This is a genomic window from Pontibacterium sp. (assembly GCF_964228735.1).
Classification (GTDB): domain Bacteria; phylum Pseudomonadota; class Gammaproteobacteria; order Pseudomonadales; family Balneatricaceae; genus Pontibacterium.
In genome coordinates, this window is sequence record NZ_CAXRBQ010000070.1 from 21,408 (window position 1) to 39,019 (window position 17,612).

The window sequence follows — 17,612 nt, forward strand, 5'->3', positions numbered from 1 at the left end:
TTTTAATGATTGGCACGAGTGCTACTTTAAGAACATAAAACAGACATTATCACGTTTAGATAATGTTCAAATATGTAATTTAATGCATATATAAAAACAAGAGCCGAGTAACAGAACAGATGACTACACACGCTTTCGATGAGCAGCGCGAGCAACGTGTGGTCGGTATCATCGCCGAGCTGAAAGACAAGCCCGGTGCACTGCTGCCGATCCTGCACGGAATTCAGGACAGTGAGGGTTACATTCCTGAAAGCTCAGTCGCTATGATCGCCGCTGAACTGAACCTGTCACGGGCTGAGGTACACGGTGTAATCAGCTTCTACCACCACTTCCGTACCACCCCACCAGGCCGTCACGTGATGCAGGTTTGCGTTGCCGAGGCGTGCCAGGCGCGTGGTTCCCGCGAGCTGGAGAGTTATGCCCAGGAAAAACTGGGTGTGGGTTTCCACCAAACAACGTCTGACCGCGAAATCACCCTGGAGAAGGTGTACTGCCTGGGCAACTGTGCCTGCGGACCTTCCGTACGTGTGGATGACGATATCGTTGGTCGCGTCAGCAATGAGCGTTTCGACGAGCTGGTTGAAGCGCTCACCACCCAGACCGTGGAGTTGAAGTGATGGTTAAAGTATTTATTCCGCGTGATACCACATCGCTGGCGCTGGGAGCCGACAAGGTGGCTCGTGAATTTGCCGTGGCGGCTGAGCAGCGTGGTGAAAGTGTAGAGATCGTGCGTAACGGTTCCCGTGGTCTGTTCTGGCTTGAGCCGATGCTGGAAGTTGAGACCCCGGCGGGTCGTGTAGCTTACGGTCCGGTAACCAAATCCGATATCGACAGCCTGCTGGAGCAGGGTGTGTTGCAGGGCGAGCAGGGGCACCCGCTGAGCCTGGGACTGACCGAAGAGATCCCATACCTGAAAAAACAGCAGCGCCTGACCTTTGCCCGTGCCGGTATTACTGATCCGGTGTCGCTGGATGACTATCAAGAGCACGACGGCTTTAAAGGCCTGCGCAATGCTCTGCAGATGGATGCCCAGGCGATTGTGGATGCGGTGAAAGCCTCCGGTCTGCGTGGCCGTGGTGGTGCGGCGTTCCCAACCGGCATCAAATGGCAGACCGTGCTGGATGCGGTGCCAACCGGTGCTGTTAACGGTGAAGGTGGCCAGAAATACATCGTCTGTAACGCCGATGAAGGTGACTCAGGGACTTTCGCCGACCGTATGGTGATGGAAGCCGATCCGTACATGCTGATTGAAGGCATGACCATCGCCGGTCTCGCCGTGGGTGCAACCCAGGGTTACATCTACCTGCGTTCCGAATACCCGGTGGCACACCAGATTCTGAACGAAGCGATCGCCAAAGCAGAAGCGGCCGGTTTCCTGGGCGACGATATCCTTGGCAGCGGCCGACGTTTTGATCTGGAAGTCCGCCTGGGGGCTGAAGCCTACATTTGTGGTGAAGAAACCTCCCTGCTGGAGAGTCTGGAAGGCAAGCGTGGTTTGGTGCGTGCAAAACCACCGCTGCCGGCAATTGTCGGTCTGTTTGGCCAGCCAACCGTAGTGAACAACGTACTGTCTCTGGCGGCGATTCCGTACATCCTGGACAAAGGCCCGCAGGCATACGCAGATTACGGAATGGGCCGTTCTCTGGGTACGTTGCCATTCCAGCTGGCGGGTAACATCAAGCAGGGTGGTTTGATTGAACTGGCGTTTGGCCTGACCCTGCGTGAACTGATGGACGATTTTGGTGCCGGTACCTTCTCCGGGCGTCCGGCGCGTGCGGTACAGGTGGGTGGTCCACTGGGTGCCTACCTGCCGGAAAGTCAGTGGGATACCCCGCTGGACTACGAGGCTTTTTCCGCTGTGGGGGCGGTATTGGGTCACGGTGGGGTGGTGGTGTTTGACGATACTGTGGATATGTCTGCCCAGGCGCGTTTCTCCATGGAGTTCTGCGTAGCGGAATCCTGCGGTAAATGTACCCCATGCCGAATCGGTTCGACCCGCGGTGTGGAGGTGATCGATCGCATCCGCAACAACGAAAACCGCGAAGCCAATATGGAGCTGCTGACCGACCTGTGTGACACCATGATCGACGGTTCCCTCTGTGCGATGGGCGGTATGACGCCGTTCCCGGTGATGAGTGCCGTGAAGCACTTCCCGGAAGACTTTGAACCTCAGACTGCTGAAGGAGGTGCCTGATGACTTTGCAATATTTTGATCCGGACAAGGACTACGGTACCCCGGCAAGTCTGTCGGAAAACATGGTGACCCTGCAGATCGACGGTGTGGAAGTAACCGTTCCGGAAGGCACCTCGGTGCTGCGTGCCGCGGCGGAAGCGGATATTAATATCCCGAAACTCTGTGCCTCCGATAACCTGGAAGCGTTTGGTTCCTGCCGTATCTGCGCGGTAGAGATCGAAGGTCGTCGTGGCACCCCGGCATCCTGCACCACCCCGGTGGAAGCGGGTATGCAGGTAAACACCCAGACCGACAAGCTGGCACGTCTGCGTCGCAACATCATGGAACTGTACATCTCCGACCACCCGCTGGACTGCCTGACCTGTCCGAGCAACGGTGACTGTGAGCTGCAGGACATGGCCGGTGCTGTAGGCCTGCGTGAGGTGCGTTACGGTTTCGCCGGCAATAACCATCTGGACGCCGAGAAAGACGAATCCAACCCGTATTTCACCTTCGATCCGAGCAAGTGTATCGTCTGCTCCCGCTGTGTCCGTGCCTGTGAAGAGGTGCAGGGTACCTTCGCCCTGACCATCGACGGCCGTGGCTTTGAGTCCAAGGTCGCGGCGGGTCAGGATCAGCCGTTCCTGGAATCCGACTGTGTTTCCTGTGGTGCCTGTGTCCAGGCGTGTCCGACCTCCACCCTGATGGAAAAATCCGTCATCGACGCGGGTCAGCCGGAACACAGTGTGGTGACCACCTGTGCTTACTGTGGTGTGGGCTGCCAGTTCAAGGCAGAGATGAAGGGTTCAGAAGTGATCCGCATGGTGCCTTACAAAGACGGTCAGGCGAACCACGGTCACTCCTGTGTGAAAGGGCGCTTCGCGTTTGGTTATGCCACCCACGAAGACCGTATCACCAAGCCGATGATTCGTGACTCCATCGACCAGCCTTGGCAGGAAGTGTCCTGGGATGAAGCACTGAGTTTTGCTGCCAACAAGCTGCGCGGCATTCAGGAGAAATACGGCCGTGAAAGTATCGGTGGTATCACGTCCTCCCGTTGTACCAACGAAGAGACCTACTTGGTACAGAAACTGATCCGTGCCGGTTTCGGTAACAACAACACCGATACCTGTGCCCGTGTCTGCCACTCACCAACCGGTTACGGTCTGAAAACCACCCTGGGTGAGTCTGCCGGTACGCAGACCTTTGATTCCGTGATGCACGCCGATGCCGTGATGGTAATTGGTGCGAACCCAACGGATGCCCACCCGGTATTTGGTTCCCTGTTGAAGAAACGCCTGCGTCAGGGTGCCAAGCTGATCGTGGCGGATCCGCGTCGTATCGATCTGGTGAAGAGCCCGCACGTTGAGACTCAGCACCACCTGAAACTGCGTCCGGGTAGCAACGTGGCGTTCATCAATGCGATGGCCCACGTGGTGATCACTGAAGGCCTGGAAGATACCGCATTTATTGCCGAGCGTTGTGAGGACAATGCCTACCAGGCATGGCGTAGCTTTATCAGCGAAGAGCGTCACTCTCCGGAGAACACCGAGTCGATCACCGGTATCCCGGCAGACGAACTGCGCAGTGCTGCGCGTATCTACGCTGAAGCGAAAAATGCTGCAATCTACTACGGTCTGGGTGTAACCGAGCACAGCCAGGGTTCCAGCATGGTCATGGGTATCGCTAACCTGGCACTGGCGACCGGCAACATCGGTCGCGAAGGTGTAGGTGTGAACCCGCTGCGTGGCCAGAACAACGTACAGGGCTCCTGTGATATGGGCTCCTTCCCGCACGAACTGCCGGGTTACCAGCACGTGGCTGACGACGCGGTACGTGCCCGTTTCGAAGCCGCCTGGGGTGTGACCCTGGATAACGAGCCGGGCCTGCGTATTCCGAACATGTTTGATGCCGCACTGGATGGTACCTACAAGGGTATGTACTGCCAGGGTGAAGATATCGCCCAGTCCGACCCGAACACCAACCATGTGGAGGCGGCGCTGCGTTCCCTGGAATGTCTGGTGGTGCAGGATATCTTCCTCAATGAAACGGCGAAGTTTGCCCATGTCTTCCTGCCGGGTGCGTCCTTCCTGGAGAAAGACGGTACCTTTACCAACGCCGAGCGTCGTATCAATCGCGTACGCAAGGTGATGCCACCGCTGGCCGGTAAGCAGGATTGGGAAGTGACCCAGGCGCTGTCCAATGCGCTGGGCTACGAGATGAACTACGCGCACCCGTCCGAGATCATGGACGAGATCGCCAGCCTGACCCCAACCTTCACCGGCGTGAGCTACGATCGCCTGGAAGAGCTGGGCAGCATCCAGTGGCCATGTAACGATGAGGCACCGGAAGGTACGCCGATCATGCATCTGGAGAGTTTCCCGATTGGCAAAGGTCACTTCGCGATTACCGAGTACGTGGCGACCGAAGAACGCTCAACCCGTAAGTATCCGCTGTTGCTGACCACCGGCCGTATTCTGTCCCAGTACAACGTGGGGGCGCAGACCCGCCGTACGGACAACCAGGCGTGGCACGATGAGGATGTGCTGGAGCTGCATCCACAGGATGCTGAAGATCGTGGCATTGTGGACGGTGACTGGGTGGGTATTGCCAGCCGTGCCGGTGAAACCGTGATGCGTGCCAAAGTGTCTGACCGTATGCAGCCGGGTGTGATCTACACCACCTTCCACCATCCGGGCAGTGGTGCCAACGTGGTGACCACCGATAACTCCGACTGGGCAACCAACTGTCCGGAGTACAAGGTTACCGCCGTGCAGGCGGTGAAGGTAACCCAGCCATCCGAATGGCAGCAGCGCTACCACGACTTTAACGAGCAGCAGAAAGCGGCGCTGGCACAGGCACGGGCCGAAGGCCGCGACCGTAAATCCCGGAGCCGGGTGTAAGTCATGGCTGCCCGACTAAAACCGCATATGGCTGACAGCAAACATCCTTGTCGTGAAGACAGCGTCTGTGCCGTACCTGTACAGCGCTGCCATCCCGGCGAGGCTGAGCTGGCGGAAGACCTGATCGCCCAGGAGGTGCCGGTAGCTTTGGTCTACAACGGTATTTCCCATGTGGTGATGATGGCTTCGCCGCTGGATCTGGAAGACTTTGCGGTAGGGTTCAGCCTGAGTGAAGGGATCGTTGCGCAGGTCGGTGAGATCTACGACATCAGCCTCGACTACGATCCGGCAAATCTGGAGCAGGGCGTGGCGGTCAACCTGACCATCGCCGCCCAGCGTCAGATGGAGCTGAAGCGTCGCCGTCGCAACCTCACCGGTCGAACCGGCTGTGGTTTATGCGGCACCGAGTCTCTGCAGGAAGCTGTGCGCCCGGTCTCCCCGGTTGCGCCGCAACCACTGGTGGATGGCGCGGCCGTCGAGCGGGCGGTGGCAACCCTGGTGGCGAACCAGCCGCTGCAGGCAATGACCGGTGCCTTCCACGGCGCCGCCTGGTGTGACCCGCACGGCAACATCCTGCAGTTGCGCGAGGACGTAGGGCGGCATAACGCCCTGGATAAACTGCTGGGGCATCTGCGCCGCAGTGACGTGGATCTGTCGCAGGGCTTTGTGCTGGTATCCAGTCGGGCCAGCTACGAAATGGTTTATAAAAGCAGCCGGTGTGGGGCGGCAACGCTGGTGGCCGTATCGGCACCCACTGCACTGGCACTAAAACAGGCGCGGGAAGCGGGGTTAAACTTAATTGGCTTCGCCCGTCCCGGCCGTCACGTGGTGTATCACCGCGCGATCGAAGAATAAGATTTTGGAGGAATACCGGACTATGGGCAGCCATCAGTTAGCCAGCCTGATCCGAATGGCCAATCAGATTGCGGACAACAACCGCCATGTGGGCGACGATACCGCAGTTGCGCAGGTCGTCAGCAGCCACCTGAGCCGCTTCTGGGCGCGCTCGATGAAAGAGCAGATTCGCGAGTATCTGCAGGCTGGCGGCGAAGAATTGCACCCTGTGGTGAAGCAGGCCGTACAGCAACTTTAAGAAAGTAAAGGGTGTCTATTTTCGCCAGTGCGAAACGCTTTTGCTTTACAGCAAACGATAAAACTCTATTATCGAAAGAACGCGGGTTCTGAATTCACGCAGAGGTGCTGCTCAGAATCCGCTTTGTGGTAGGTGGCCACAACTCTCGTTGACGTTCTGAAGGATGGGTTTTTCGCCTGGTATGACATTCGAAGATTACACAAAACCGGTAAAGATCCTGGTGACCGGTGCAACCGGCCAGGTGGGCTCCTCTATTGTGCAGGGGAGCGAAGACGATAGCTTTTATTCCGTGGTGGGATTGGGTCCGAAGGAGCTGGATATCACCTCGGAGGAGCAGATCCACGAAAAGCTGGATCTCTATCTGCCGGACTACGTAATCAACTGCGCCGGATACAACGGTGTGGATGCCGCACAGCACGAACATGAGCGCTGTTATGCGGTCAATACGGCCGGTGTGGAAAAGCTGGCCCGTGCCTGCGGTGACCTGTCAATCCCGATGGTGCATATCTCCAGTGACTTCGTCTTTGATGGCCACTACGACAGTGGATATCGCGAGGATGACGAGGTTTCCCCACTAGGCGTCTACGGTGACAGCAAGTGGTTGGGTGAAGAAGCGCTACGCCAGGTGCTGCCGCAACACATTATTCTACGTGTCAGTTGGGTGTTCAGCGAAACCGGCAATAACTTCGTGACCCGTACGCTGGAGGGGGCACGTACCCAGCTGGAGATCCGTGCGGTAAACGACCGTATCGGCTGTCCAACCGCCGCGTCTGATGTGGCTCGGGTGGTACTGGCGATGTTGAAACAGATTCACAACGGTGCAGAAGCCTGGGGAACCTACCACTACTGTGGTGGTGAAGTGAGCAACCGCTACAGCTTCTGCAAAGAGATCATATCGCTGGCAATGGGCTATGAAGAGCTGGCGATGGAAAAACTGACGGCGGTCAGTGCCAGTCAGTTTTCAAATGAGGTGCAGCGCCCCGGTTCATCGGTGCTGGAGTGCAAGAAGCTGTTGAACACCTTTGGCATTCATCAGCGTCCATGGCGCAGTGACCTGTCGGAAGTGATTCGTTTCCACTACAACCTGCGCAAGCAGGCGGTGGAAAGCTAATATTAGTTACAGTAACACCGTCCAGGGTTGTGGATGGTGTGCAATGGCGACCGCAACAATGTAGGCGGCGGTCAGCATAGCCCCGGCGAGGGCAAGAATACGAATGGCCCGGGTCCGTCCCCGGCGCAGGGCGATACTGCCCAGGACGATATATAACAGCAGGCCGAGAACTTTTGCCGTCAGCCAGCTGTCCACAAAAGGATACTGCTGCAGTTTATACGCCAGCAGACCGGCACTCACCAGCAGTACAGTGTCGATGCTATCCGGACCAATGCGCATCCAGCGTTTGTTGAGCAAACGCGGTTTCTGCAGCATGCACCAGCCACGGAACAGGAAGAAGGTCAGGCTCAGGACTACAGCCGTGACATGGATATGTTTAATCGCCAGGTAGCTCATTTTGGAATATCCAAAAGGTATAAGGTTATAGCTAAATCTGCTGTGCTAGGATGAGCGAATAAAGTTTACACAGGTTTTGATCGTAAAGTTGGATAAGAGCCTGTTCATTGATATTGGTTAGTTATGAGTACTCAGTCCGAACAACAAAAACAAGCGTTGATTGATGACTTTGGCCGCCGGGTTGATTACGTGCGGCTGTCGGTGACCGACCGCTGTGATTTCCGTTGCGTGTACTGCATGAGTGAAAACATGCAGTTTCTGCCCAAACAGCAGGTATTAACGCTGGAGGAGATCTACAACGTCGCCGAGTCCTTTGTCGAACTGGGTGTGAAAAAGATCCGCCTCACCGGCGGTGAGCCACTGGTACGTCGCGGTGTGATGGGTCTGGTGCGTGCGATTGGTAAGCTGCCAGTGGAGTTGGTAATTACCACCAACGGCTCCCAGCTGGGACACATGGCCGGTGATCTGCGTGATGCCGGTGTCTCGCGCCTGAATATCAGCCTCGACAGCCTGCGCCGGGACCGTTTCCAGCGTATGACGCGTAGTGACCGTCTGGACCAGGTACTGACCGGTATCGATGCTGCCCGTGAAGCAGGCTTTGATAAGATCAAGCTGAACGCTGTGGTGATGAAAGGCCGCAACGACGATGAGGTGCTAGACCTGGTCGATTACGCGCGCAATAAACAGCTGGATGTGAGCTTTATCGAAGAGATGCCGTTGGGTGGTATCACCGAGCACGACCGGGCTGAAGCCTACTGCTCCAGCGATGAAGTGCAGCAGATTATCGAACAGCGTTATCCGCTGATGGCGACCACCGAACGTACCGCCGGTCCATCCCGGTACTTCCGCATGGCTGACAGCGAAAGTCGCATTGGTTTTATCTCGCCCCACAGCCACAACTTCTGCAGTGAATGTAACCGTGTGCGTGTCACCGTCGAAGGTCGTTTGCTGCTCTGTCTGGGCAACGAACACTCGGTGGATCTGCGCAAGATCATGCGCGCCAATCCGGGGGATCAGGAACTGCTGCGCCAGACCATTATCGATTCCATGAGTCTGAAACCGGAACGTCACTGGTTTGATCTGGAAGAAGATGAACCGCAGATAATACGCTTTATGAACATGACCGGGGGCTGACCGGCGTCAGCCTTCTCCCTCACCGCTGTTGTGATACAGTGGTGCCATTCTCAGATTCGGCGCCGCCCTGACAAGCCGGGCGCGCCAGCCAACGTGTAACAGATTCAGGAGTTTCAACCATGGGCCATGCATCCGCACAGGCAGAGTTTATCCCGCTTAATATTGCCGTTCTGACGGTATCCGATACCCGCGATGAAGCCACCGACAAATCCGGTCTGGCGCTGGTGGAGTGTCTGCAGGCGGCAGGGCATAGCCTGGTTGAGAAAACGATTGTTAAAGACGATGTGTACCAGATGCGTGCCGTGACCTCCCAGTGGATCGCCGATCCCAAGGTGCAGGTGATCATCTCCACCGGCGGTACAGGCTTTGCCAACCGTGACTCCACCCCGGAAGCGATGAAACCGCTGTTCGATAAAGAAATTGAAGGGTTTGGTGAGCTGTTCCGTCAGGTTTCTTTCAGCGAGATCGGTACCTCTACTATCCAGTCCCGCGCAATCGGTGGTCTGGCCAACGGTACTGTAATCTTCTGTCTGCCGGGCTCCACCGGTGCCTGCCGTACTGGTTGGGAGAAGGTGATCAAGGATCAGTTGGACAACCGTTTCCGCCCGTGTAATTTCGTCGAGATGATCCTGAAACATAGCGCAAACAGCGCGGTTTAAGGTATCGGGTTGCCCGAAGGAAGAAGGAGCGTAGCGATGAGCAGTTGTGATAATCCGGGGTTGATGCCGATCGACGAGGCGTTAGCGCGCCTGCTTGACAAGGCGACTGTAACCGCTGGCGTCGAGTCCGTAGCGGTTGAGGCTGCGGTGGGCCGTGTCCTGGCAGAATCTCCGGTTGCGGCAGTGGATGTGCCACCGGCCGACAACAGCAGTATGGACGGTTACGCCGTGTGTATTGCCGATCTGGATGCTGAACAGGAAACCGCTTTGCCAATTAGCGCGCGTATCCCTGCCGGTCAGGCCCCGGGGACGTTGCAGCCGGGCAGCTGCGCCCGTATTTTTACGGGGGCAGAGATTCCGGCGGGTGCCGATGCGGTGGTGATGCAGGAGCAGACACGCATCGAAGGCGATAACGTGGTGTTCCCTGCGGGTGTAAAACCGCAAGCGAACATCCGTCCCAAGGGGCAGGACATCGAGCAGGGTGCGGCAACCCTGGCGCAAGGGACGCGTCTGCAACCGGCGGATCTGGGTGTGCTGGCCTCGACGGGGCTGGCTGAGGTTAAAGTTTACAAGCCGCTGCGCGTGGCGCTGCTCTGTACCGGGGATGAACTGGTTGAGCCGGGCGAACCGCTGGCGGCGGGGCAGATCTACAACTCCAACCGCTTTGTACTGGCAGGCCTGCTGGAGAAACTGGGTATGCAGCTGGTGGACCTGGGACGGGTGCAGGATACTGCCGAAGATACCGAGCGCGCCCTGCGTGAAGCGGCGGCCCAGGCGGATGTGATTGTCAGCACCGGCGGTGTCTCTGTGGGCGAAGAGGATCACGTCAAAGCGGTTGTCGAAAAGCTGGGGCGCCTCGATCTGTGGCGGATCAAGATCAAGCCGGGCAAACCGCTGGCCTATGGTCAGGTACAGGGCGTGCCATTCTTTGGTCTGCCGGGCAATCCGGCTTCCAGCCTGATCACTTTCTGTCTGCTGGCCCGTCCATGCCTGCTCAAGCAGCAGGGCGCAAATGTGGAGGCGCCTATGATGCTGCAGGCACCCGCGGGCTTTACCCGCTCCCGTGCCATCGTACGCCAGGAGTACCTGCGGGCACGGTTTGAAAACGGCCGGATCGAGCCGTTTGCCAACCAGAGTTCAGGTATGCTCTCTTCTGCCAGCTGGGCGAACGGATTAGCGGTCATTGCACCGGATATCCAGGTGGCGGAAGGCGATCTGATCGGCTTTATCCCGTTCTCTGAACTCCTCTCATAAGTCCTGTCGCGATGCGGAGAAATTGATCCGTGTCGCGGCTTGATATTTCCACGCTGTAAGTTGCCGCTTAAAACGGTAAAATAGGCGCCTTTTTCCAATATATGGCAATAAAACAGAGGGGCTAATGGCAGATCAGCAGGATCCGTTTCGCGAGATTCGTCCATACAAGGATCAGGAAGTAGCGGAGGTGCTTAACCGGCTGCTGTACAACGATGAGCTGATCAGCGCGATTACCGGCTACCAGTTCCCGAATGCCTCCAAGTTCTTCGGCTGGGCGCTGAAGCCGATGGTGCGTATTGCCCTGGCGCGTGAAGTGGGTGAGGTGAACAGCATCGCCGAGTTCCAGATGCTGGTGGCCAAATACATGGAGAAGATGATTGCCCGTACCACCACCAAGCTGACGGTGTCCGGTATCGATGAGCTTGATCCGGAGGAGTCCTACCTCTTTATCTCCAACCATCGCGATATTGCCATGGACCCTGCGTTTGTTAACTGGGTGCGTCATCAGTTTGGTATGGATACGGTACGTATCGCCATCGGTGACAACCTGCTGCGCAAGCCGCATGTATCGGACCTGATGCGCCTCAACAAAAGCTTTATCGTCAACCGCTCGGCCACTGCGCCGCGCGAGGTGATGAAGGCACTGACCCAGCTGTCCCAGTACATCGACCACAGTATCGTACAGGACGGCCAGTCAATCTGGATCGCTCAGCGCGAAGGGCGTGCTAAAGACGGCAACGACCAGACCGATCCGGCGATCCTGAAGATGTTCTACATGTCTCACCGCAAGGCGAAGCGCAGCTTCAGCGAAGCGATGGAGCGGTTGAACATTGTGCCGGTTTCCATCTCTTACGAGTATGACCCGTGTGATGCGCTGAAGGCGAACGAGCTGAATGCACTAGCGCAGGAAGGTGAGTACGAGAAAGGCCAGTTCGAAGATATCGAAAGTATTGTAAAAGGGATCACCGGCAATAAAGGCCGCGTGCACGTAGCCTTTGGTGAGGTGATGCGCGGCGAATTTGAGACGCCGGAAGCGCTGGCGGAAGAGATCGACCGCCAGATCCTGAAAAACTATCACCTGCACAGCTCCAACCTGATCGCTGCCGGTCGTGGCGACGACATCAGTGCGGAAGAGCAGGCCGAATTTAATGCCCGATTGGAATCGGTGGAAGGCGGCGCACGCGATATTCTGCGTGCTATGTACGCCAACCCGGTAACCAACCAGGACAAGGTGAAGGGCTAACGCCCGGGAGACCCCATGAGCCGTTTGACGCACTTGGATGAACAGGGCAACGCCAACATGGTGGATGTGTCCGAAAAGGCGGTAACCAGCCGCGAAGCGACTGCCTGCGCCGAGGTCCTGATGACCCCGGAAACCCTGCAGTTGATCACCGAAGGTGGCCACAAGAAAGGGGATGTGCTGGCAGTGGCGCGTATTGCCGGTATCCAGGCCGCAAAACGCACCAGCGACCTGATTCCGCTCTGCCATCCGCTGATGCTGAGTAAAGTAACTGTAGATCTGCAACCGAATGCTGAGCGCAACAGCGTACAGATCTCCGCCACCTGCAAGCTGGCAGGCCAGACCGGTGTGGAGATGGAAGCGCTGACTGCGGCATCTGTGGCTGCACTGACCATCTACGACATGTGCAAGGCGGTGGATAAAGGCATGGTGATCAGCGAAGTAAAACTGCTGGAGAAAAAAGGTGGCAAGAGTGGCCACTGGCAGGCAGGAGACAAATAAGATGATTACTCTGGTGTATTTCGCCAGCTTCCGCGAGAAGCTGGGCCAGGATCGTGAGCAGATGAATTTGCCGGAAGCCGTAACCAATGTCGGTGAGCTGACCGCTCACCTGGTGGCGGATCGTGATGCGGTGTGGGCGGAGACCTTGCAGGCGGCGAATGTGCTGGTAGCGGTCAACCAGGAGATGGTTGAAGTAGACCACCCGGTAGTTGATGGTGACGAGGTGGCGTTCTTCCCACCTGTAACAGGAGGTTAATGGATGTCACAGCAAGCTTCCCCGCTGTTGTATATACGGGCGACTCTCTACTACATCGGCTTTTATCTGGTGACGATCGTCTATTCCAGCATGTGTTTGCTGATCGCGCCGTTTCTGCCATTCCGTGCCCGTTTTAAGCTGATCACCGGCATCAACTTCTTCTATATCTTCTGGCTGCGTGTGTGTTGTGGTGTGAAGGTCAAGGTGGAAGGGGCCGAGAAGTTGCCAAAAGACGGCAGTTACGTGGTGGTTTCCAACCACTCCAGTGAATGGGAAACGCTGTATTTTCAGACGCTGGTGCGTCCGCAGAGCTGTGTGTTGAAGCAAGAACTGCTGAAGATCCCATTCTTTGGTTGGGCATTGGGACTGCTGAAGCCGATTGCGCTGGATCGTAGCAAGCGCCGTGGTGCGCTGAAACAGTTGTTGCAGCAGGGTAAAGAGCGCCTGGAAGAGGAAATTCCGGTACTGATCTTCCCGCAGGGTACCCGCGTACCTGTCGGCAAAACCGGTAAGTTCAATAAAGGTGGCGCCATGCTGGCGGCCAGTGCGGGTGTGCCGATCATTCCTATTGCGCACGATGCGGGTATCTACTGGCCGGGTAAGAGCTACGTGAAGTACCCGGGCACCGTGACCGTGAAGGTTGGCCCGGTGGTGGATACCCACGAGCGCAGTGTTGATGAGGTCCACGAAGACTCTGCCGGCTGGTTGCTGGAAGAGATGAAGAAGATGAACGTGGCATAACGCCTTATTGCTGAACAGTGAAAAGGGGCTGACCAGAGGGTTGGCCCTTTTTTGTTGGTACTTTCTTTATCGCTTATGTGAACTACCATAACAAGTCAATTATCGGCGTTCAGACGATCGATCTATTGACATAAACAGATGTTATTAGGGGCAAAGCCTGATAGGCTTGCCGCCTTCAAAATCCATGCAGACCAAAACACGGTACTGACTGAATGAATGCGCTGAATACTTACTTCAAGATTTCAGAACGCGGTAGTGATATCCAGACCGAGATCCGGGCGGGTTTCACCACGTTCCTGACCATGTCCTACATCCTGTTCATAAACCCGCAGATCCTGGCTCTGGCCGGAATGCCGGCGAACGATGTAGCGATTGCGACCGCTCTGGCGGCGGCGATTGCCACCCTGATCATGGGTATCTTCGCGAACTTCCCGTTCGCGCTTGCGCCGGGCATGGGCCTGAACGCCTACTTCACCTTCGGTGTCGTCAAGGGCATGGGTGTCGACTGGCAGATTGCGCTGGTGGCGGTGTTCATCGAGGGTCTGATCTTTATGGCGCTGGCGATGACCGGTGTGCGTACCAAGCTGATCAACGCCATCCCGCACTGCATTAAGATTGCGACCATGACCGGTATCGGTCTGTTCCTGGCAATTATCGGTTTCCAGGGCGCGAACCTGACCGTCGATCACCCGGCAACGCTGGTAACTCTGGGTAACCTGCATGACCCGGCAGTACTGCTGGCGCTGGCAGGCATCGTCCTGACCGCATCGCTGGTGGTGAAGCAGGTTAAGGGTGCGATCCTGATCGGTATCGTCAGCCTGACTCTGATCGCCTGGTTCACCGGCCTGTCGCCAATGCCGGAAAGCATCGTAGCGATGCCAAGCCTGCCGGAAGAAACTTTCATGGCGCTGGATTTCAGCCAGATCTTTAACGCGACCCTGATCACTGTTGTGATTGCGTTCCTGTTCGTAGACATCTTTGACACTGCCGGTACCCTGATGGGTGTGGGTCGTCTGGGTGGCTTCCTGAACAGCAAGGGTGAGCTGCCAGGTGCGGATCGTGCCTTTATGGCAGACGCGACCGGTACCACTGCCGGTTCCCTGTTGGGTACCAGCACCGTAACCACCTACATCGAGTCCGCAACCGGTATCGAAGAGGGTGGTCGCACCGGTCTTACCGCTGTTGTGGTGGCTGCTCTGTTCCTGCTGGCGCTGTTCTTCACACCGCTGTTCACTGCCGTTCCAGCACTGGCGACTGCGCCGGCGCTGATCGTAGTGGGTGCGATGATGATGTCTGCTGCCCGTGAAATGGACTGGAGCAAACTGGAAGACGGCGTACCGGCATTCCTGACAATCATTGCGATGCCGTTCACCTACTCCATTGCGCACGGTATTACCCTGGGTGTGATCTCCTACGTGCTGATCCACACCTTCACCGGTAAAGCCAGGGATATCCATCCGCTGATGGTTGTTCTGGCCGCTGCGCTGATTGCATACCACGCATTTATTTAAATAGCAGCCCCGGAGGGAGGTAAGCTCCCTGCCGGGGCGAAGTGACTACGGCGACGCGAAACGGGCATTGGATCGTGCAGGATATAAGTTCTTAGATGACAAGAACTTATTCGAAGTGTACGAAAAATGCTCGTTTTTCATACTGAATGACTCCACTTATGGAGCAAATTCCTGTATCCTTTCGCGCAAAATACGCCCCCAAATATCGAGAGATGAAATGGCAGATTTATCCCATTACCGTAATATTGGTATTTTCGCCCACGTTGACGCGGGCAAAACGACTACTACTGAACGTATCCTGAAACTGACCGGTAAGATCCACAAGACCGGTGAGGTACACGACGGTGCGGCTACTACTGACTTCATGGAGCAGGAAGCGGAGCGTGGTATTACCATCCAGTCCGCAGCGACTACCTGTTTCTGGAAAGATCACCGCATGAACATCATCGATACTCCGGGGCACGTTGACTTCACCGTTGAAGTATACCGTTCCCTGAAAGTACTGGATGGTGGTGTAGGTGTATTCTGTGGTTCCGGTGGTGTAGAGCCTCAGTCCGAGACTAACTGGCGCTACGCGAACGAATCCGAAGTAGCTCGTCTGATCTTCGTAAACAAGCTGGACCGTCTGGGTGCAGACTTCTACCGCGTTGTAGGTCAGGTGAAGAAAGTACTGGGCGCTAACCCACTGGTTATGACCCTGCCAATCGGTACTGAAGACGAGTTTGTTGGTGTTGTAGACGTACTGTCTCAGAAAGCCTACGTATGGGATGACACTGGTCTGCCAGAGAACTACGAAATCACCGATATCCCAGCGGATATGGTTGATGACGCTGCTGCGTACCGTGAAGAGCTGATCGAAACTGCTCTGGAGCAGGACGAAGACCTGATGATGGCATACCTGGAAGACGGCGAAGAGCCATCCATGGAAGACATCAAGCGTTGCATCCGTGAAGGTACTCGTAAGCTGGACTTCTTCCCAACTTACTGTGGTTCTGCATTCAAAAACAAAGGTGTTCAGCTGGTTCTGGACGCAGTTGTTGACTACCTGCCGTCTCCAACCGAAGTTGACGCTCAGCCTCTGACTGATGGCGAAACGGGTGAGCCGACTGGTGAAGTTGCTACCGTATCTGCTGATGAGCCACTGCGCGCACTGGCATTCAAGATCATGGATGACCGTTTCGGTGCCCTGACCTTTATCCGTATCTACTCAGGTGTTCTGAATAAGGGTGATACCATCCTGAACTCCTTCACTGGCAAAACCGAGCGTATCGGCCGTATGGTTGAGATGCACGCGGATGACCGTACCGAGCTGACTACCGCTCAGGCTGGTGACATCATCGCAGTTGTAGGTATGAAGAACGTTCAGACTGGTCACACTCTGTGTGATCCGAAGCACCCTTGTACTCTGGAGCCAATGATCTTCCCTGAGCCAGTAATCTCCATTGCTGTATCTCCTAAGGACAAAGGTTCTGTTGAGAAAATGGGTATCGCGATCGGTAAGATGGTTGCAGAAGACCCATCTTTCCAGGTTGAGACTGATGAAGATTCCGGTGAGACCATCCTAAAAGGTATGGGTGAGCTGCATCTGGATATTAAAGTAGACATCCTGAAGCGTACTTACGGCGTTGAGCTGGAAGTAGGTCAGCCACAGGTTGCTTACCGTGAAACCATCACTCAGGCGATCGAAGACAGCTACACCCACAAAAAGCAGTCTGGTGGTTCAGGTCAGTTCGGTAAGATCGACTACCGCATGAAGCCTGCTGAGCCTGGTACTGGCTTTAAGTTCTCCTCCACTGTTGTGGGTGGTAACGTTCCTAAGGAATTCTGGCCAGCAATCGAAAAAGGTTTCGCTGGTATGATGGAAGAAGGTGTTCTGGCCGGCTTCCCTGTACTGGACGTTGAAATCGAGCTGTTCGACGGCGGTTACCACGCGGTTGACTCCTCTGCAGTAGCGTTCGAGATCGCTGCAAAAGGTGCGTTCCGCCAGTCAATGCCTAAGGCGGGTGCACAGCTGCTGGAACCAATCATGAAGGTTGACGTGTTCACCCCAGAAGATAACGTGGGTGACGTAATCGGTGATCTGAACCGTCGTCGCGGCATGATCAAGGATCAGGAAGCGGGTACTACCGGCGTTCGCATCAAGGCAGACGTTCCTCTGTCTGAGATGTTCGGTTACATCGGTCACCTGCGTACTATCACTTCCGGTCGTGGTCAGTTCTCCATGGAGTTCTCCCACTACATGCCTTGCCCGGCAAACGTTGCTGAGGAAGTGATCGCGAAAGAAAAAGAGAAGAAAGCAGCTAAGTAATCTGACTTAATCTGACGCTTCTTAAGAAACCCCGGTGACGTAAGTCATCGGGGTTTTATTTTGTCTGTAATTCGCGATTGAGCTCGGGGGTTGCGCTTGTAGCAGCAGCGGGCTGCTGTTATATTCTGGAAATGTCGCCCTCGGAGCGGGCTGCTACAGTCTTTATCGAGAGTTGGGCCCTGAATCACAGGCACAAAAAAAATACATCTAACTAAAAATTAGATAGAAAACTTAGAAAAGCCTTATAGAACGAGGCCTGTAAGGCTTTTATCTAATATTATGCATTTTTATCTAATTTTTAATGCCTTTTGTTGCCCGTCAGAGCCTCTTAG

16 protein-coding genes are annotated in these 17,612 nt (G+C 55.9%); 15 read left to right on the forward strand and 1 reads right to left on the reverse strand.

What is annotated here, in order from left to right; genetic code table 11:
• The first annotated feature begins 119 nt into the window (after positions 1-119).
• The 6 genes from ACEQ15_RS07305 to rfbD all read left to right on the forward strand — a co-directional run bounded on the left by ACEQ15_RS07305 (position 120) and on the right by rfbD (position 7,280).
• Positions 120-617 (forward strand): formate dehydrogenase subunit gamma, encoded by a 498-nt coding sequence (locus ACEQ15_RS07305; RefSeq protein ID WP_370278460.1) that lies wholly within the window; start codon positions 120-122, stop codon positions 615-617.
• Complete coding sequence (locus ACEQ15_RS07310; protein ID WP_370278461.1) at positions 617-2,194, forward strand: formate dehydrogenase beta subunit; 1,578 nt, start codon at positions 617-619, stop codon at positions 2,192-2,194. The genes ACEQ15_RS07305 and ACEQ15_RS07310 overlap by 1 nt, the downstream gene beginning before the upstream one ends.
• Positions 2,194-5,076 (forward strand): formate dehydrogenase subunit alpha, encoded by a 2,883-nt coding sequence (gene fdhF, locus ACEQ15_RS07315; protein ID WP_370278462.1) that lies wholly within the window; start codon positions 2,194-2,196, stop codon positions 5,074-5,076. Before ACEQ15_RS07310 ends, fdhF begins: the two co-directional genes overlap by 1 nt.
• A gap of 3 nt (positions 5,077-5,079) precedes the next feature.
• The gene (gene fdhD, locus ACEQ15_RS07320; RefSeq protein ID WP_370278463.1) at positions 5,080-5,931 is read left to right on the forward strand and encodes a formate dehydrogenase accessory sulfurtransferase FdhD; all 852 of its coding nucleotides are present in this window, start codon (positions 5,080-5,082) and stop codon (positions 5,929-5,931) included.
• A gap of 22 nt (positions 5,932-5,953) precedes the next feature.
• Positions 5,954-6,169, forward strand: a complete 216-nt coding sequence (locus ACEQ15_RS07325) for a formate dehydrogenase subunit delta (RefSeq protein WP_282353559.1) — start codon at positions 5,954-5,956, stop codon at positions 6,167-6,169.
• 181 nt (positions 6,170-6,350) lie between these two features.
• Positions 6,351-7,280: a dTDP-4-dehydrorhamnose reductase gene (rfbD, locus tag ACEQ15_RS07330; protein WP_370278464.1), complete on the forward strand. Its 930-nt coding sequence runs from the start codon at positions 6,351-6,353 to the stop codon at positions 7,278-7,280.
• Between the two features lie 6 nt (positions 7,281-7,286).
• Here rfbD and ACEQ15_RS07335 read toward each other — a convergent pair whose 3' ends face one another.
• Positions 7,287-7,676 carry a SirB2 family protein gene (locus ACEQ15_RS07335; protein WP_370278465.1) on the reverse strand — a complete coding sequence of 130 codons (390 nt, stop codon included), beginning with the start codon at positions 7,674-7,676 and terminating at the stop codon, positions 7,287-7,289.
• A 123-nt stretch (positions 7,677-7,799) separates the two neighbouring features.
• Here ACEQ15_RS07335 and moaA point away from each other — a divergent pair, with 123 nt between their 5' ends.
• The 9 genes from moaA (at position 7,800) to fusA (ending at position 17,280) form a co-directional block, all read left to right on the forward strand.
• Positions 7,800-8,810 carry a GTP 3',8-cyclase MoaA gene (moaA, locus tag ACEQ15_RS07340; protein WP_370278466.1) on the forward strand — a complete coding sequence of 337 codons (1,011 nt, stop codon included), beginning with the start codon at positions 7,800-7,802 and terminating at the stop codon, positions 8,808-8,810.
• 119 nt (positions 8,811-8,929) lie between these two features.
• Complete coding sequence (moaB, locus tag ACEQ15_RS07345; protein ID WP_370278467.1) at positions 8,930-9,469, forward strand: molybdenum cofactor biosynthesis protein B; 540 nt, start codon at positions 8,930-8,932, stop codon at positions 9,467-9,469.
• A 36-nt stretch (positions 9,470-9,505) separates the two neighbouring features.
• Complete coding sequence (gene glp / locus ACEQ15_RS07350) at positions 9,506-10,723, forward strand: gephyrin-like molybdotransferase Glp (RefSeq protein ID WP_370278468.1); 1,218 nt, start codon at positions 9,506-9,508, stop codon at positions 10,721-10,723.
• A gap of 124 nt (positions 10,724-10,847) precedes the next feature.
• The gene (locus tag ACEQ15_RS07355; RefSeq protein WP_370278469.1) at positions 10,848-11,966 is read left to right on the forward strand and encodes a 1-acyl-sn-glycerol-3-phosphate acyltransferase; all 1,119 of its coding nucleotides are present in this window, start codon (positions 10,848-10,850) and stop codon (positions 11,964-11,966) included.
• Between the two features lie 15 nt (positions 11,967-11,981).
• The gene (gene moaC, locus ACEQ15_RS07360; RefSeq protein WP_370278470.1) at positions 11,982-12,464 is read left to right on the forward strand and encodes a cyclic pyranopterin monophosphate synthase MoaC; all 483 of its coding nucleotides are present in this window, start codon (positions 11,982-11,984) and stop codon (positions 12,462-12,464) included.
• 1 nt (position 12,465) lies between these two features.
• Positions 12,466-12,720 (forward strand): molybdopterin converting factor subunit 1, encoded by a 255-nt coding sequence (gene moaD, locus ACEQ15_RS07365; protein ID WP_370278471.1) that lies wholly within the window; start codon positions 12,466-12,468, stop codon positions 12,718-12,720.
• A gap of 3 nt (positions 12,721-12,723) precedes the next feature.
• Positions 12,724-13,461 carry a lysophospholipid acyltransferase family protein gene (locus ACEQ15_RS07370; RefSeq protein ID WP_370278472.1) on the forward strand — a complete coding sequence of 246 codons (738 nt, stop codon included), beginning with the start codon at positions 12,724-12,726 and terminating at the stop codon, positions 13,459-13,461.
• Between the two features lie 212 nt (positions 13,462-13,673).
• The gene (locus ACEQ15_RS07375) at positions 13,674-14,972 is read left to right on the forward strand and encodes an NCS2 family permease (RefSeq protein WP_370278473.1); all 1,299 of its coding nucleotides are present in this window, start codon (positions 13,674-13,676) and stop codon (positions 14,970-14,972) included.
• Between the two features lie 217 nt (positions 14,973-15,189).
• Positions 15,190-17,280, forward strand: coding sequence for an elongation factor G (fusA, locus tag ACEQ15_RS07380; protein WP_370278474.1), 2,091 nt, complete (start codon positions 15,190-15,192; stop codon positions 17,278-17,280).
• Positions 17,281-17,612 lie beyond the last annotated feature (332 nt).

What these genes read in the sequence shown, in the direction of transcription:
- ACEQ15_RS07305 (WP_370278460.1), top strand. Translation starts at nt 120, where the DNA reads ATGACTACACACGCTTTCGATGAGCAGCGCGAGCAACGTGTGGTCGGT.
- ACEQ15_RS07310 (WP_370278461.1), top strand. Translation starts at nt 617, where the DNA reads ATGGTTAAAGTATTTATTCCGCGTGATACCACATCGCTGGCGCTGGGA.
- fdhF (WP_370278462.1), top strand. Translation starts at nt 2,194, where the DNA reads ATGACTTTGCAATATTTTGATCCGGACAAGGACTACGGTACCCCGGCA.
- fdhD (WP_370278463.1), top strand. Translation starts at nt 5,080, where the DNA reads ATGGCTGCCCGACTAAAACCGCATATGGCTGACAGCAAACATCCTTGT.
- ACEQ15_RS07325 (WP_282353559.1), top strand. Translation starts at nt 5,954, where the DNA reads ATGGGCAGCCATCAGTTAGCCAGCCTGATCCGAATGGCCAATCAGATT.
- rfbD (WP_370278464.1), top strand. Translation starts at nt 6,351, where the DNA reads ATGACATTCGAAGATTACACAAAACCGGTAAAGATCCTGGTGACCGGT.
- ACEQ15_RS07335 (WP_370278465.1), bottom strand. Translation starts at nt 7,676, where the DNA reads ATGAGCTACCTGGCGATTAAACATATCCATGTCACGGCTGTAGTCCTG.
- moaA (WP_370278466.1), top strand. Translation starts at nt 7,800, where the DNA reads ATGAGTACTCAGTCCGAACAACAAAAACAAGCGTTGATTGATGACTTT.
- moaB (WP_370278467.1), top strand. Translation starts at nt 8,930, where the DNA reads ATGGGCCATGCATCCGCACAGGCAGAGTTTATCCCGCTTAATATTGCC.
- glp (WP_370278468.1), top strand. Translation starts at nt 9,506, where the DNA reads ATGAGCAGTTGTGATAATCCGGGGTTGATGCCGATCGACGAGGCGTTA.
- ACEQ15_RS07355 (WP_370278469.1), top strand. Translation starts at nt 10,848, where the DNA reads ATGGCAGATCAGCAGGATCCGTTTCGCGAGATTCGTCCATACAAGGAT.
- moaC (WP_370278470.1), top strand. Translation starts at nt 11,982, where the DNA reads ATGAGCCGTTTGACGCACTTGGATGAACAGGGCAACGCCAACATGGTG.
- moaD (WP_370278471.1), top strand. Translation starts at nt 12,466, where the DNA reads ATGATTACTCTGGTGTATTTCGCCAGCTTCCGCGAGAAGCTGGGCCAG.
- ACEQ15_RS07370 (WP_370278472.1), top strand. Translation starts at nt 12,724, where the DNA reads ATGTCACAGCAAGCTTCCCCGCTGTTGTATATACGGGCGACTCTCTAC.
- ACEQ15_RS07375 (WP_370278473.1), top strand. Translation starts at nt 13,674, where the DNA reads ATGAATGCGCTGAATACTTACTTCAAGATTTCAGAACGCGGTAGTGAT.
- fusA (WP_370278474.1), top strand. Translation starts at nt 15,190, where the DNA reads ATGGCAGATTTATCCCATTACCGTAATATTGGTATTTTCGCCCACGTT.